The organism is Streptococcus sp. ST16, from assembly GCF_046098135.1.
Classification (GTDB): Bacteria; Bacillota; Bacilli; order Lactobacillales; family Streptococcaceae; genus Streptococcus.
Map to the genome: position 1 here is coordinate 288,183 of NZ_JBJUSE010000001.1, position 14,834 is coordinate 303,016.

The 14,834-nt window shown below is 38.5% G+C and carries 14 protein-coding genes and 1 pseudogene; 12 read left to right on the forward strand and 3 right to left on the reverse strand.

Annotated features, from left to right (window positions below):
- Positions 1-33: 33 nt before the first annotated feature.
- The 3 genes from ACIY14_RS01425 to ACIY14_RS01435 form a co-directional block, all read right to left on the reverse strand.
- A complete protein-coding gene (locus ACIY14_RS01425) occupies positions 34-444 on the reverse strand; it encodes a thrombospondin type 3 repeat-containing protein (RefSeq protein ID WP_000387509.1) in 411 nt (136 codons plus the stop codon).
- Between the two features lie 430 nt (positions 445-874).
- Positions 875-2,191 (reverse strand): beta-carotene 15,15'-monooxygenase, encoded by a 1,317-nt coding sequence (locus ACIY14_RS01430; RefSeq protein WP_409001271.1) that lies wholly within the window; start codon positions 2,189-2,191, stop codon positions 875-877.
- Positions 2,192-2,208: 17 nt separating this feature from the next.
- Positions 2,209-2,940 (reverse strand): ABC transporter ATP-binding protein, encoded by a 732-nt coding sequence (locus tag ACIY14_RS01435; protein WP_050215980.1) that lies wholly within the window; start codon positions 2,938-2,940, stop codon positions 2,209-2,211.
- A gap of 438 nt (positions 2,941-3,378) precedes the next feature.
- Between ACIY14_RS01435 and ACIY14_RS01440 the strand changes: the two genes are divergently transcribed.
- The 12 genes and pseudogenes from ACIY14_RS01440 (at position 3,379) to ACIY14_RS01495 (ending at position 14,792) form a co-directional block, all read left to right on the forward strand.
- Entirely contained in the window at positions 3,379-3,693 is a 315-nt protein-coding gene (locus tag ACIY14_RS01440) for a YdcP family protein (protein WP_000420682.1), read from the forward strand.
- Positions 3,694-3,708: 15 nt separating this feature from the next.
- Entirely contained in the window at positions 3,709-4,095 is a 387-nt protein-coding gene (locus ACIY14_RS01445; protein ID WP_000985015.1) for a YdcP family protein, read from the forward strand.
- Between the two features lie 28 nt (positions 4,096-4,123).
- On the forward strand, positions 4,124-5,509 hold the full coding sequence (locus ACIY14_RS01450; RefSeq protein ID WP_049551382.1) for an FtsK/SpoIIIE domain-containing protein: 1,386 nt from the start codon (positions 4,124-4,126) through the stop codon (positions 5,507-5,509).
- 2 nt (positions 5,510-5,511) lie between these two features.
- Positions 5,512-5,664 carry a hypothetical protein gene (locus ACIY14_RS01455; protein ID WP_000879507.1) on the forward strand — a complete coding sequence of 51 codons (153 nt, stop codon included), beginning with the start codon at positions 5,512-5,514 and terminating at the stop codon, positions 5,662-5,664.
- 22 nt (positions 5,665-5,686) lie between these two features.
- Positions 5,687-6,892, forward strand: coding sequence for a MobT family relaxase (gene mobT / locus ACIY14_RS01460; RefSeq protein ID WP_409001272.1), 1,206 nt, complete (start codon positions 5,687-5,689; stop codon positions 6,890-6,892).
- Positions 6,893-6,934: 42 nt separating this feature from the next.
- Positions 6,935-7,156: a hypothetical protein gene (locus ACIY14_RS01465; RefSeq protein WP_001009056.1), complete on the forward strand. Its 222-nt coding sequence runs from the start codon at positions 6,935-6,937 to the stop codon at positions 7,154-7,156.
- Positions 7,157-7,272: 116 nt separating this feature from the next.
- A complete protein-coding gene (locus ACIY14_RS01470) occupies positions 7,273-7,770 on the forward strand; it encodes an antirestriction protein ArdA (RefSeq protein WP_000342539.1) in 498 nt (165 codons plus the stop codon).
- Between the two features lie 88 nt (positions 7,771-7,858).
- Positions 7,859-8,251 (forward strand): conjugal transfer protein, encoded by a 393-nt coding sequence (locus ACIY14_RS01475; protein WP_000723888.1) that lies wholly within the window; start codon positions 7,859-7,861, stop codon positions 8,249-8,251.
- The gene (locus ACIY14_RS01480) at positions 8,235-10,682 is read left to right on the forward strand and encodes an ATP-binding protein (RefSeq protein WP_000331160.1); all 2,448 of its coding nucleotides are present in this window, start codon (positions 8,235-8,237) and stop codon (positions 10,680-10,682) included. Before ACIY14_RS01475 ends, ACIY14_RS01480 begins: the two co-directional genes overlap by 17 nt.
- A gap of 2 nt (positions 10,683-10,684) precedes the next feature.
- Positions 10,685-12,862, forward strand: a pseudogene (locus ACIY14_RS01485) (CD3337/EF1877 family mobilome membrane protein).
- Positions 12,859-13,860 (forward strand): lysozyme family protein, encoded by a 1,002-nt coding sequence (locus tag ACIY14_RS01490; RefSeq protein ID WP_000769868.1) that lies wholly within the window; start codon positions 12,859-12,861, stop codon positions 13,858-13,860. The pseudogene ACIY14_RS01485 and the gene ACIY14_RS01490 overlap by 4 nt, the downstream one beginning before the upstream one ends.
- The gene (locus tag ACIY14_RS01495; protein ID WP_409001273.1) at positions 13,857-14,792 is read left to right on the forward strand and encodes a conjugal transfer protein; all 936 of its coding nucleotides are present in this window, start codon (positions 13,857-13,859) and stop codon (positions 14,790-14,792) included. The genes ACIY14_RS01490 and ACIY14_RS01495 overlap by 4 nt, the downstream gene beginning before the upstream one ends.
- Positions 14,793-14,834: the final 42 nt, after the last annotated feature.

Here is a 14,834-nt window from a genome sequence, read left to right on the forward strand (position 1 = left end):
TCTATACTAAAATAGGAGAATCACATGATTCCCCTACAACTCTATCTCCATTTCCACCTCTTGAGGACTGGTTTCTAAATTACTAGACAAAAGAGAAACAGCATCTGTTCTCATGTAGTAAGTATATAAGTCTTCTAGGTCTTGTTGGTTTTCAATCCCTGTTTCAATACTAATCAGAGCCTGTATAAATTCCTTGTAGTGACTCTCCATCATATCTGAAATCTTTTGTTTCATTTCCATAAATACTGATGACGATTCAGTTATACTTGTTTGGTCTATGTCTTGTAAATCCTTTTCTAAGGGATTGGTTCCTTCTTCTATTTCCACTAAATCTGAACGTCCATCACCATCAGAATCTGCGCTAAGAGGATTGGTTCCTAGCGCCAATTCTTGAGCATCAGTTAATCCATCTTGATCCGAATCACGTTGATAAATGGCTTCCATATACTTCCTTCTTTCCTAGTTAATCTTTTTTCACTCCAATCCTACCAAATATTCCTTGAAATAAGTATCACAACAAAAAAGAGAACGAGTCAAAACTACGTTCTCCTGAAAATGATAAAACATTACTATTAAAATAGATTACATGTAAAACTCTAATCAGGCAGAGCCTGCTAACTCATGACAGAAAAAGATGTTTAGCCTATAATGAAGGTGAACAATACCAATCCGTGATCTTTAATAGGGTTTTTCCTAGCCTGTATGTAAAACTGCATGAACAAGAGTCATGAGATAACTCGAATATGCCTTGAGCATGAAAATATCTTACTAGTAGCCCCTTGTTCTATTGTTCAAATAGTTAACAGGAGGTTTTTATAATGGAAGTCATGATTGAAACGTGTCTGTATTCTTTTGAATCAGTAACTATTCCAATTTATCTATCTCGAAATATATAAAATTCCTTTGTAATACTATAAAAAATAACTAACAAAGAAATAACTATAAGACTCGGTTGCCAAAAACCCGATATATCTACTACACTTTGGCCTAAAAGTTGGCCAATAAAGCTAACTAAAATTAAAATAATTAAATTGAAAATTACTGATACTAATAAAATTAACACCGAATGTATTATTGCCTCGCCTATACGTATTTTAAAAAGTTGTGATCTTGACACTCCCAGTGTCTTTAACTGTTTAATGTCTTCAATATCTTTATTAGAAGATAAAATTGTAAGAGAAATAGAACTAGTAATAATCAGAATAATTGGAGCAGACAGATAAGCAATAAAGGAAGCTCTTGCTTCGAGTACACCGTTTGCTTTATTCATGAATGAATACATATTTTGGGTGTAAAGAATAAACCCAGAAATGAGAGTTACTCCCATGCTCATTGAAGTTTGTATACTTTTTAAATAACTAGGATTGGATAGTAGATTCCAAAAGCCTGTATTGATTACATAATTTTCAGTTGGAAATATCCTCATTAAAAATTTTATTAGAAACACTTGAATTGATGGAGATAGTGATTGAATAATAAGGATTTGAATAATTAATAAAAATAATATTATGCTTGACTGTGTTGAAATTATTTCTTTATTTCTGCTAAAACTTGCTGAAACAATCAAACCTATACATAGTAACCATAGGATTAAACGAACAGAGATGTTAACAAAACCAGTTACTGTAACTTTTCTTTTTTTCTTTTTTGGTTTTAATATTGATGATATTTTAAGTATACGGCTTGAATAAAAGTAAGCCCCTATCCCGACAATTGTTGGGACTATGAAAACACTCAATAAAATTGATTGAATGTTGGCTGTAATAACTAAATCAGGTAACTCATCTCTTCCTAATAAATTTTGTAAAAATTTGTAGTAACTATCTGTCACAAAAAATGAAAGTATTGTACCAATACTACTAACAATCACTGCCATTAAATAAAACTGTCCAGATACTAGTAAAGATAGTTGAGTTCTGCTTGCGCCTAGGGTAGCCCATAATTGGTAATCCTTTTTAAAGATATCTATTAGCAGCCTTATATTATTTGAAATAAGGAAAAATAAAGTAGTCCCTCCAAAAATTATTAGCATTTGAAAAAGTTGTGAAGCGTTAATATTAGCAGTATTTATTGAACTAGCAATACCAAATAAAGATGTTCCAACAATCAGGCTAGATACAAATAGTAATGGTATTGTTCCTAACCATTGTCTTTTTGAGTACTGAAATTGGTAAATGATTAATTTTAGCATAATAAAACCTCCTCAAATTAATCTTTACTACTTTCAAGTGCTTGGTAGAGCTCATCAGCTGAAGGTTTAATAATTTGTTGAGATATTTTTCCGTCTTTTAAAATGAGTGCTCTGTCAGTTTTTGAAGCCAACTCAATATCATGAGTGACCATAAACACACATTTTCCTTGACTCGCTAAATTACGAAGTGTTTCAAAAATAAGTTTTCTTGAGACGCTGTCCAGAGCTCCTGTTGGCTCATCAGCAAAAATAATTTTACTATCAGCTATTATTGCACGAGTAATAGCCACTTTTTGCTGTTCTCCACCTGATAAGGTAGCAACTAATGATGATAGTTCTGCTTTAAAATTCAAACTATCCAACATTTTTTTTACTTTATTGCTATCAACACTCTTTCCTGAGAGTCTCAGAGGAAGTGTAACATTTTCTAGTACAGGTAGAGCGGGTACCAGATTATAGTTTTGAAAAATAATTGCAATATCTTGCCTTCTAAATTTAGCAAGCTTCCCTTCTTTTAAGGTATATGGATTTATACCATTGATAACAACTTCGCCACTTGTTGGTTCAGATAAACTTGATAAGCAACTTAGCAAAGTAGACTTTCCAGAACCACTGACACCAAGTATTGATATAAATTCCCCATAATTGACAGATAAAGAAACATCTTTCAAAATAGAGACAGTTTTGTCTTGCCCTAACAAAAATTCTTTTGAAAGGTTTGAGACTTTAACAGCTACATTATTAACCATAATAAATCCTCCTGATTCCAGTGTCATCTTTAATTTAATTATACAATATTGGATTTCTATTAATATTAAGTAAGTAACTTATGAAACGTATTTTTTATGGATAAAAATAGCATAAAAATCTAGTTATCCGCATAAAAACTGGACTTATCACACTTTATCAAGGTCAAAACCACTCAATTTACTACTAATTTACTACTTATGAATGAGCTTTGATACGACGATTTATCCTTGAAAAGTGAAGATATAAAGATACTTCCAATAAAATTTGAATATTTAATAGGTAGACACTTCAAAAAATGAGGTGTCTATTTTTTTACCCGATTTTGAAAGGAAGTGAACTTATGAAAACAAAAAATCAAGAATCAAAAGGTCGTTCCCCACTCTTTAAGACCATCAAACATTCATTCAGCCAATAAAAAAGAAAGGATAGGTAAAAATATGGAACTTAAATTTGTGATTCCCAACATGGAAAAAACATTCGGCAATTTAGAATTTGCTGGCGAGGATAAAGTCGTTCAGCGAAGAATCAACGGACGGCTAACTGTCTTATCAAGAAGCTATAATCTCTATTCTGATGTTCAAAGAGCAGATGATATTGTGGTGGTGCTTCCTGCTGAAGCTGGCGAAAAACATTTCGGCTTTGAGGAACGTGTGAAGTTAGTCAATCCACGTATTACCGCAGAGGGCTACAAAATCGGCACTCGTGGTTTTACAAATTACCTTTTACATGCTGACGACATGATAAAAGAATAAAGAAAGAGAGGAAAAATGATGAGATTAGCAAATGGCATTGTATTAGATAAAGACACGACTTTTGGAGAATTGAAATTCTCTGCTCTACGTCGTGAAGTGAGAATCCAAAATGAAGACGGGTCGGTTTCAGATGAAATCAAGGAACGTACCTATGACTTAAAATCCAAAGGACAAGGACGCATGATTCAAGTAAGTATTCCTGCCAGCGTGCCTTTGAAAGAGTTTGATTATAACGCACGGGTGGAACTTATCAATCCCATTGCGGACACCGTTGCTACTGCCACCTATCAAGGAGCAGATGTTGACTGGTATATCAAGGCAGACGATATTGTGCTGACAAAGGATTCTAGTTCATTCAAAGCTCAACCACAAGCAAAGAAAGAACCGACACAAGACAAATAGTCGCTAGGTAGAAAGGAGACTTTTTCGCATGAAACAGCGTGGTAAAAGGATTCGCCCATCTGGTAAAGATTTAGTCTTTCATTTTACGATAGCGTCACTCCTGCCTGTTTTCCTGCTGGTTGTCGGACTGTTTCATGTGAAGACAATCCAGCAGATCAACTGGCAGGATTTTAACCTATCACAAGCAGATAAGATTGACATTCCCTATTTAATTATCAGTTTCAGTGTCGCAATTCTTATCTGCTTGCTGGTAGCGTTTGTATTCAAACGGGTTCGCTATGATACGGTTAAACAACTTTACCACCGTCAAAAACTGGCAAAGATGATACTTGAAAACAAGTGGTATGAATCTGAACAGGTCAAAACAGAGGGTTTCTTTAAAGATAGTGCTGGTCGTACAAAGGAAAAGATAACCTACTTCCCTAAAATGTATTATCGACTTAAAAATGGCTTGATACAGATACGGGTGGAAATCACGCTGGGAAAATATCAAGACCAACTCTTACACTTGGAAAAGAAATTAGAGAGTGGCTTGTACTGTGAGCTGACGGATAAAGAGTTAAAGGATTCCTATGTGGAATATACTTTGCTCTATGACACCATAGCCAGTCGTATTTCTATTGATGAAGTAGAAGCTAAAGATGGTAAACTTCGCTTAATGAAAAACGTATGGTGGGAATATGATAAGCTCCCTCATATGTTGATTGCTGGTGGTACAGGTGGCGGTAAAACTTACTTTATACTGACACTGATTGAAGCCTTGCTTCATACAGATTCAAAACTGTATATTCTTGACCCGAAAAATGCTGACCTTGCGGACTTAGGTTCTGTGATGGCAAATGTCTACTATAGAAAAGAAGACTTGCTTTCTTGCATTGAAACATTCTATGAAGAAATGATGAAACGTAGTGAGGAAATGAAGCAGATGAAGAACTATAAGACTGGCAAAAATTATGCTTACTTAGGTCTCCCGGCACACTTCTTAATCTTTGATGAATACGTCGCTTTCATGGAAATGCTGGGAACAAAAGAAAACACCGCAGTTATGAATAAGCTGAAACAGATTGTCATGTTAGGTCGTCAAGCTGGCTTCTTTCTAATACTGGCTTGTCAACGTCCAGACGCAAAATATTTAGGCGACGGAATCCGTGATCAGTTTAATTTCAGAGTGGCTTTAGGTCGTATGTCTGAAATGGGCTATGGCATGATGTTTGGCAGTGACGTACAAAAGGATTTCTTCTTAAAGCGAATCAAAGGTCGTGGCTATGTTGATGTAGGAACAAGTGTCATATCAGAGTTTTATACTCCCCTTATACCAAAAGGATATGATTTCTTGGAGGAAATTAAAAAGTTATCCAACAGCAGACAGTCCACGCAGGCGACGTGCGAAGCGGAAGTCGCAGGTGTGGACTGATCTTGCTGGCTGGTGTGGCAATAGCCACGCCAGCACTTAACCCCCCGTATCTAACAGGGGGGTACAAATCGACAGGAAACAGTCAAAAAAACATTAGAAAATCCTTTGGTTACAAGGGATTTACAAAATTTCAGCGTATGTCAAATGGGCTTTAAAAGTTGACATACGCCTTTTTGATTGGAGGGATTTTTACTGAATGAACAAACTTGGTTACAGCATTTAAAAGAAAAACGCTTGGCTTATGGACTATCTCAAAACCGTTTAGCTGTTGCGACTGGTATTACAAGGCAGTATCTAAGCGATATTGAAACAGGAAAAGTCAAGCCATCAGAGGATTTACAGCAGTCCCTTTGGGAAGCTCTGGAACGCTTCAATCCCGACGCTCCCCTTGAAATGCTGTTTGATTATGTAAGGATTCGCTTTCCGACAACAGACGTACAGCAGGTGGTCGAAAACATCTTACAACTGAAACTGTCCTATTTTCTTCATGAGGACTATGGTTTCTATTCTTATTCAGAGCATTATGCTTTAGGCGACATATTCGTCCTTTGCTCCCATGAACTGGACAAAGGAGTTCTGGTGGAATTGAAAGGTCGTGGGTGCAGACAATTTGAAAGCTATCTTCTGGCACAACAAAGAAGCTGGTATGAGTTCTTTATGGACGTTTTGGTGGCTGGCGGTGTGATGAAACGCCTTGACCTTGCCATTAACGATAAGACAGGGATTTTGAATATCCCTGTACTCACTGAAAAGTGCCAACAGGAAGAATGTATCTCCGTCTTCCGCAGTTTTAAAAGCTATCGCAGTGGCGAACTGGTACGCAAAGAGGAAAAGGAATGTATGGGAAACACCCTCTATATCGGTTCATTACAAAGTGAAGTTTATTTCTGTATCTATGAAAAGGACTACGAGCAGTACAAGAAAAATGATATTCCCATTGAAGACGCAGAAGTAAAAAACCGTTTTGAGATTCGATTGAAAAATGAGCGTGCCTATTATGCAGTCCGTGATTTACTCGTCTATGACAATCCAGAGCATACCGCCTTTAAAATTATCAATCGGTATATCCGTTTTGTAGATAAAGACGATTCCAAACCTCGTTCTGATTGGAAACTGAATGAAGAATGGGCTTGGTTTATTGGGAACAATCGTGAACGATTAAAACTAACCACAAAACCAGAGCCTTACTCCTTCCAAAGGACGCTGAACCGGCTATCTCATCAAGTTGCCCCGACCTTAAAGGTTGCGATTAAACTTGATGAAATCAACCAGACGCAGGTTGTAAAAGACATTCTCGACCATGCGAAACTGACAGACCGACACAAGCAGATTTTGAAGCAACAGTCAGTAAAAGAACAGGACGTGATAACAACAAAAAAATAACTCAAATACAAATTCATTGAATATAGAGAGGAGAACATTTTTATGAATTTTGGACAAAACCTTTATAACTGGTTTCTATCAAACGCTCAATCACTGGTGCTTTTAGCAATCGTTGTGATTGGCTTGTATCTTGGCTTCAAGCGTGAGTTTAGCAAACTGATTGGCTTTTTAATTATTGCGATTATTGCGGTTGGCTTAGTCTTCAACGCTGCTGGAGTAAAAGACATTTTACTAGAGCTATTCAATCGCATTATTGGTGCTTAAATAAAACCGTTCTTTTGTGGAATATAAGTGGTTTTCTTATGTTCCGCAAAGGAATGGTACACCAAACGAAGTGCGGTAGGGATTTTTGAATCTCTACAAAGAAAGGACGTGAATATATGGACGATATGCAAGTCTATATTGCGAATTTAGGCAAATACAATGAGGGCGAATTGGTCGGTGCGTGGTTTACCTTTCCCATTGACTTTGAGGAAGTCAAAGAGAAAATCGGCTTGAATGATGAATATGAGGAATACGCCATTCATGACTACGAGTTACCCTTTACGGTTGACGAATACACTTCCATTGGCGAACTCAATCGACTATGGGAAATGGTATCGGAATTACCCGAAGAATTACAATCGGAGCTATCTGCTCTGCTCACTCATTTTTCAAGCATTGAAGAACTAAGCGAACATCAAGAGGATATTATCATTCATTCCGATTGTGATGATATGTATGACGTGGCACGCTACTACATTGAAGAAACGGGTGCTTTAGGCGAAGTACCAGCTAGTCTTCAAAACTATATTGATTATCAAGCCTATGGTCGGGATTTAGACCTTTCAGGAACGTTTATCTCAACCAATCATGGGATTTTTGAAATCGTCTATTAAATCTGTCGGTACATTACTACTGGCAGATTTTCTATTTTACGGGGTGGCTCAATCAGCTACCCCTATTTTTTATGAAAGGATTGATTACATGAAGAAAATACGAAGCTATACCAGTATCTGGTCTGTGGAAAAGGTACTGTATTCTATCAATGATTTTAGACTTCCGTTTCCCATAACCTTTACGCAAATGACATGGTTTGTCGTGTCACTCTTTGCAGTGATGATACTTGGCAACTTGCCCCCTCTTTCCATGATAGAGGGAGCATTTCTCAAATACTTTGGGATTCCTGTGGCTTTCACATGGTTTATGTCTACAAAAACTTTTGATGGTAAAAAGCCTTATGGATTTTTGAAGTCTGTCATTGCTTATGCACTGCGACCAAAGCTGACCTATGCAGGAAAAAAAGTAACGCTTGGCAGAAACCAGCCACAAGAAGCCATTACAGCAGTTAGGAGTGAATTTTATGGCATATCCAATTAAATACATTGAAAACAATCTCGTCTGGAATAAAGACGGGGAATGTTATGCTTACTATGAGCTTGTTCCTTACAATTACTCATTTCTAAGTCCAGAACAGAAAATACAAGTGCATGATTCTTTCAGACAGCTTATCGCACAAAATCGTGATGGCAAAATTCATGCTTTACAAATCAGTACAGAATCCAGCATACGTTCTGCACAAGAGCGTTCCAAAAATGAAGTCACTGGCAAGCTCAAAGCGGTTGCCTATGACAAAATCGACCAACAGACAGACGCTTTAATATCCATGATTGGCGAAAATCAAGTGAACTACCGTTTCTTTATCGGCTTTAAGTTGCTTCTCAACGATCAGGAGTTTTCTATGAAAAGTCTTACCGTTGAAGCAAAAAATGCTTTGTCTGATTTTGTCTATGATGTGAACCATAAGCTGATGGGCGATTTTGTTAGTATGAGTAATGATGAAATCCTGCGTTTTCAGAAGATGGAAAAGCTCTTAGAAAATAAAATCTCTCGTCGTTTCAAAATCCGCAGGTTAGATAAGGACGACTTCGGCTATCTGATTGAACACCTTTACGGACAGACAGGCACTGCCTATGAAGAGTATGAGTACCATCTATCAAAGAAAAAGCTGGATAATGAAACGCTGATTAAATACTATGACTTGATTAAGCCTACTCGCTGTTTGGTGGAAGAAAAACAGCGATATTTGAAAATCCAGCAGGAAGATGAAACCGTCTATGTAGCTTACTTTACCATTAACAGCATTGTCGGAGAACTGGACTTCCCGTCCTCTGAAATCTTCTACTACCAGCAACAGCAATTTACATTCCCGATTGATACGTCAATGAATGTGGAAATTGTAGCGAATCGTAAAGCCCTATCTACTGTCCGCAATAAAAAGAAAGAACTGAAAGACTTGGATAACCACGCTTGGCAAAGTGATAATGAAACCAGCTCCAATGTGGCGGAAGCTCTGGAAAGTGTGAATGAGCTGGAAACCAATTTAGACCAAAGCAAGGAATCTATGTACAAGCTGTCTTATGTGGTAAGGGTATCAGCAAATGATCTTGACGAACTCAAACGTCGTTGTAATGAAGTGAAAGATTTTTATGACGATTTAAGCGTAAAACTGGTACGACCATTTGGGGATATGCTCGGCTTACATGAAGAATTTTTACCTGCCAGCAAGCGTTATATGAATGATTATATTCAATACGTGACCTCTGATTTCCTCGCTGGTTTAGGTTTTGGTGCTACTCAAATGCTGGGGGAAAATGAGGGGATTTATGTTGGCTACAGCTTAGATACTGGACGCAATGTCTATCTGAAACCTGCTCTTGCCAGTCAAGGGGTTAAGGGTTCAGTAACCAATGCGTTAGCGTCGGCTTTTGTTGGTTCGCTGGGTGGTGGTAAATCCTTTGCGAATAACCTTATCGTCTATTATGCGGTGCTTTATGGGGCACAAGCAGTGATTGTAGACCCAAAAGCAGAACGTGGCAGATGGAAAGAAACCTTGCCAGAGATTTCCCATGAAATCAATATCGTCACTCTGACTTCTGATGAGAAAAACAAAGGCTTACTTGACCCTTATGTGATTATGAAAAATCCCAAAGATTCTGAATCACTGGCTATTGATATTCTGACATTCCTTACGGGGATTTCCTCTCGTGATGGGGAACGCTTCCCAATCCTTAGAAAAGCCATTCGTGCAGTAACCAATAGTGAAGTACGAGGGTTGATGAAAGTGATTGAGGAATTACGGGTTGAGAATACGCCACTAAGTACCAGTATAGCCGACCATATCGAAAGTTTTACAGACTATGACTTTGCACATTTATTATTCAGTAATGGTTATGTGGAGCAGTCTATCAGCTTAGAAAAACAACTGAACATTATACAGGTTGCGGACTTGGTACTTCCCGACAAGGAAACTTCCTTTGAGGAATATACCACTATGGAGCTTTTATCCGTTGCTATGCTGATTGTCATTAGTACCTTTGCTTTAGACTTTATCCATACAGACCGAAGCATTTTCAAGATTGTAGATTTAGACGAAGCATGGAGCTTTTTACAGGTAGCACAAGGAAAAACACTATCTATGAAGCTGGTTCGGGCTGGTCGTGCTATGAACGCTGGGGTATATTTCGTGACCCAAAATACAGACGACCTCTTAGATGAAAAACTGAAAAATAACCTCGGCTTAAAATTTGCATTTCGTTCCACTGACCTTAACGAGATTAAAAAGACCTTAGCCTTTTTTGGTGTAGACCCAGAGGACGAAAACAATCAGAAGCGATTGCGTGATTTGGAAAACGGGCAATGCCTTATCAGTGATTTATATGGTCGTGTCGGTGTGATACAGTTCCACCCTGTATTTGAAGAACTGCTCCATGCCTTTGATACCAGACCACCTGTGCGAAAAGAGGTGTAAATGTGAAACCATCAATAGTAAACAGAATAAAATCAAACTGGACGCTGAAACGTCTAGGTAAAGTGGCAATGACAGTGGCTTTCACACTTGTGATTGCCATTTTTCTTTTAGCCATGCTGGGAACGGTGGTTCAAGCTGCGGGCTTGGTAGATGATACGGTCAATGTGGCAAATGAATACAGCCGATACCCACTTGAAAACTATCAACTGGATTTTTATGTGGATAATAGCTGGGGCTGGCTTCCGTGGAACTGGTCGGACGGGATTGGAAAACAGGTCATGTATGGACTATATGCCATTACCAATTTTATTTGGACAATCAGTTTGTATGTTTCCAATGCGACAGGTTACTTAGTACAGGAAGCCTATTCCTTAGACTTCATTTCCGCTACAGCAGATTCCATTGGTAAGAATATGCAGACCTTAGCTGGTGTGAGTGCAAACGGATTTTCAACAGAGGGTTTCTATGTTGGATTCCTCTTACTCTTGATTTTGGTTCTTGGGGTTTATGTTGCCTATACGGGACTGATAAAGAGAGAAACCACAAAGGCAATTCATGCCATTATGAATTTTGTGCTGGTGTTTATCCTATCGGCTTCCTTTATTGCCTACGCTCCCGACTACATTAAAAAAATCAATGACTTTTCATCAGACATCAGTAATGCCAGTTTATCACTTGGCACGAAGATTGTCATGCCCCATTCCGATAGTCAAGGCAAGGACAGCGTGGACTTAATCAGAGATAGCCTGTTTTCCATACAGGTTCAGCAACCGTGGCTACTGCTTCAATACAACAGTTCAGACATTGAAAGTATCGGTATTGACCGTGTGGAAAGCCTGCTCTCCACCAGCCCAGATTCCAACAATGGCGAAGACAGAGAAAAAATTGTTGCGGAAGAAATTGAAGACAGAAGCAATACCAATCTAACCATTACAAAGACCATTAACCGTTTAGGTACAGTCTTCTTCCTATTTGTCTTCAATATTGGGATTTCCATATTTGTATTCCTATTAACAGGAATCATGATTTTCTCGTAGGTACTTTTTATCATCTATGCTATGTTTCTGCCTGTGAGCTTTATTTTAAGCATGATTCCATCATTTGATGGTATGTCAAAACGAGCCATAACAAAGCTCTTTAATACCATTTTGACACGAGCTGGAATCACATTGATTATTACGACAGCATTTAGTATTTCAACCATGCTCTATACCTTATCGGCTGGTTATCCGTTCTTTTTGATTGCTTTTCTACAGATTGTGACCTTTGCAGGAATCTACTTCAAGCTGGGCGATTTAATGAGTATGTTTTCTCTACAGAGTAACGATTCTCAAAGTGTGGGAAGTCGTGTGATGAGAAAACCTCGTATGCTTATGCACGCTCACATGCACCGTCTACAGCGGAAACTTGGACGTTCCATGACTACTCTAGGGGCTGGGTCTGCCATTGTTACAGGTAAAAAAGGACAGTCGGGTTCGGGGAGTTCTGCAAGGACACAAGCAGATCACTCCCGACCAGACGGAAAGGAAAAATCAACACTTGGAAAACGTATCGGTCAAACCATCGGTACAGTAGCTGATACCAAAGACAGAATGGTAGACACTGCTAGTGGTTTGAAAGAACAGGTTAAAGATTTGCCGACCAATGCAAGATATGCAGTATATCAAGGAAAATCCAAAGTAAAAGAGAATGTCCGTGATTTAACCAGTAGTATTTCTCAAACCAAAGCGGACAGAGCCAGTGGACGCAAGGAACAGCAGGAACAAAGGCGAAAAACCATTGCGAAGCGTCGCTCTGAAATGGAACAGGTCAAACAGAAAAAACAGCCTGCTTCTTCTGTTCATGAAAGACCGACTACAAGACAAGAACAATATCATGATGAACAGACCTCAAAACAGTCTAATATTCAGACTTCATATAAGGAATCTCAACAAGCCAAACAAGAGCGTCCAGCAGTTAAGTCCGATTTTTCAAGTCCAAAAGTGGAACGCCAAGGCAATACCGTTCAAGAAAAAACCGTTCAAAAGCCAGCAACTTCAACCACTACAGCAGATAGAACTTCACAACGTCCAATCACAAAAGAACGTCCGTCTACTGTTCAAAGAGTACCACTACAAAATACAAGAAGTAGACCACCAATCAAAACCGCCACCATTAAGAAAGTCGGTAAGAAACCATGAAGTTGAAAACTTTAGTGATTGGTGGTTCTGGATTATTCTTGATGGTCTTCTCACTGCTTCTGTTTGTTGCCATTTTATTTTCAGATGAACAGGACAGCGGAATTTCCAATATTCATTATGGAGGTGTGAATGTTTCCGCAGAAGTGCTGGCTCATAAGCCTATGGTAGAAAAATATGCCAAAGAATATGGCGTTGAAGAATATGTCAACATACTTCTTGCGATTATACAGGTGGAATCGGGCGGTACTGCGGAAGATGTTATGCAGTCCTCGGAATCCCTCGGTCTTCCACCTAATTCATTGAGTACAGAAGAATCCATTAAGCAAGGTGTGAAGTATTTCAGTGAATTATTAGCCAGTAGCGAAAGGCTCAGTGTAGATTTAGAATCGGTTATCCAGTCCTACAATTATGGTGGTGGTTTCTTAGGGTATGTGGCTAATCGTGGAAATAAATATACCTTTGAACTGGCTCAAAGTTTCTCAAAAGAGTATTCAGGTGGCGAAAAAGTGTCTTACCCCAATCCCATAGCCATACCTATCAATGGGGGCTGGCGATACAACTATGGCAATATGTTTTATGTGCAACTGGTAACGCAGTATCTTGTCACAACAGAGTTTGATGATGATACGGTACAAGCCATCATGGACGAAGCACTGAAATATGAGGGCTGGCGATACGTTTACGGTGGAGCTTCCCCGACTACTTCTTTTGATTGTAGCGGACTGACACAATGGACGTATGGAAAAGCTGGAATTAACTTACCACGAACCGCACAACAGCAATATGATGTGACCCAGCATATCCCACTATCGGAAGCACAAGCTGGCGATTTGGTTTTCTTTCATTCTACCTATAACGCTGGCTCTTATATTACTCATGTTGGGATATATCTTGGCAATAACCGTATGTTTCATGCAGGCGACCCAATCGGTTATGCCGACTTAACAAGCCCCTACTGGCAACAGCATTTAGTGGGAGCAGGACGAATCAAACAATGAGAAAGGAAGATTTAATGATGAAATTTAGAAAAAATCAGAATAAAGAAAAACAGATACCAAAGGAAAAGAAACCTCGTGTCTACTATAAGGTCAATCCTCATAAAAAGGTTGTGATTGCCTTGTGGGTACTTTTAGGGCTTAGTTTCAGCTTTGCGATATTCAAGCACTTTACAGCTATAGATACTCATACTATTCACGAAACAACTATCATAGAAAAGGAATACGTTGATACTCATCATGTAGAAAATTTTGTAGAGAACTTTGCGAAAGTCTACTATTCATGGGAGCAATCCGATAAGTCCATTGATAATCGCATAGAAAACCTGAAAGCATATCTGACAGAGGAACTTCAAGCTCTGAATGTCGATACAGTTCGTAAAGATATTCCTGTATCGTCTTCTGTAAAAGGATTTCAGATATGGACGGTAGAGCCAACTGGCGACAATGAGTTTAATGTAACCTACAGTGTAGACCAACTCATTACAGAGGGGGAAAATACAAAGACCGTCCACTCTGCTTATATAGTGAGTGTCTATGTAGACAGTACTGGAAATATGGTCCTCATTAAGAATCCGACCATTACTAGCATACCAAAGAAATCAGACTATAAACCAAAAGCTATTGAAAGTGAGGGGACGGTTGATTCCATTACAACCAATGAAATCAATGAGTTTTTAACGACGTTCTTCAAGCTCTATCCTACAGCGACAGCCAGTGAACTTTCCTACTATGTGAATGACGGGATATTAAAACCAATCGGAAAAGAGTACATCTTTCAAGAACTGGTAAATCCTATTTACAATCGTAAGGATAATCAAGTCACGGTATCGCTGACAGTGGAGTATATCGACCAGCAGACCAAAGCAACGCAGGTATCTCAATTTGATTTGGTACTTGAAAAGAACGGGAGTAATTGGAAGATTATAGAATAACAAATATTGGTACATTATTACAGCTATTTTGTAATCACGTAC

Excerpts from the sequence above, each read along its gene's own strand:
- ACIY14_RS01475 (WP_000723888.1), top strand. The coding sequence starts at position 7,859 with ATGAAGAAAATACGAAGCTATACCAGTATCTGGTCTGTGGAAAAGGTA.
- ACIY14_RS01425 (WP_000387509.1), bottom strand. The coding sequence starts at position 444 with ATGGAAGCCATTTATCAACGTGATTCGGATCAAGATGGATTAACTGAT.
- ACIY14_RS01495 (WP_409001273.1), top strand. The coding sequence starts at position 13,857 with ATGAGAAAGGAAGATTTAATGATGAAATTTAGAAAAAATCAGAATAAA.
- ACIY14_RS01470 (WP_000342539.1), top strand. The coding sequence starts at position 7,273 with ATGGACGATATGCAAGTCTATATTGCGAATTTAGGCAAATACAATGAG.
- ACIY14_RS01480 (WP_000331160.1), top strand. The coding sequence starts at position 8,235 with ATGGCATATCCAATTAAATACATTGAAAACAATCTCGTCTGGAATAAA.
- ACIY14_RS01490 (WP_000769868.1), top strand. The coding sequence starts at position 12,859 with ATGAAGTTGAAAACTTTAGTGATTGGTGGTTCTGGATTATTCTTGATG.
- ACIY14_RS01430 (WP_409001271.1), bottom strand. The coding sequence starts at position 2,191 with ATGCTAAAATTAATCATTTACCAATTTCAGTACTCAAAAAGACAATGG.
- ACIY14_RS01435 (WP_050215980.1), bottom strand. The coding sequence starts at position 2,940 with ATGGTTAATAATGTAGCTGTTAAAGTCTCAAACCTTTCAAAAGAATTT.
- ACIY14_RS01440 (WP_000420682.1), top strand. The coding sequence starts at position 3,379 with ATGGAACTTAAATTTGTGATTCCCAACATGGAAAAAACATTCGGCAAT.
- ACIY14_RS01450 (WP_049551382.1), top strand. The coding sequence starts at position 4,124 with ATGAAACAGCGTGGTAAAAGGATTCGCCCATCTGGTAAAGATTTAGTC.
- ACIY14_RS01445 (WP_000985015.1), top strand. The coding sequence starts at position 3,709 with ATGATGAGATTAGCAAATGGCATTGTATTAGATAAAGACACGACTTTT.
- ACIY14_RS01465 (WP_001009056.1), top strand. The coding sequence starts at position 6,935 with ATGAATTTTGGACAAAACCTTTATAACTGGTTTCTATCAAACGCTCAA.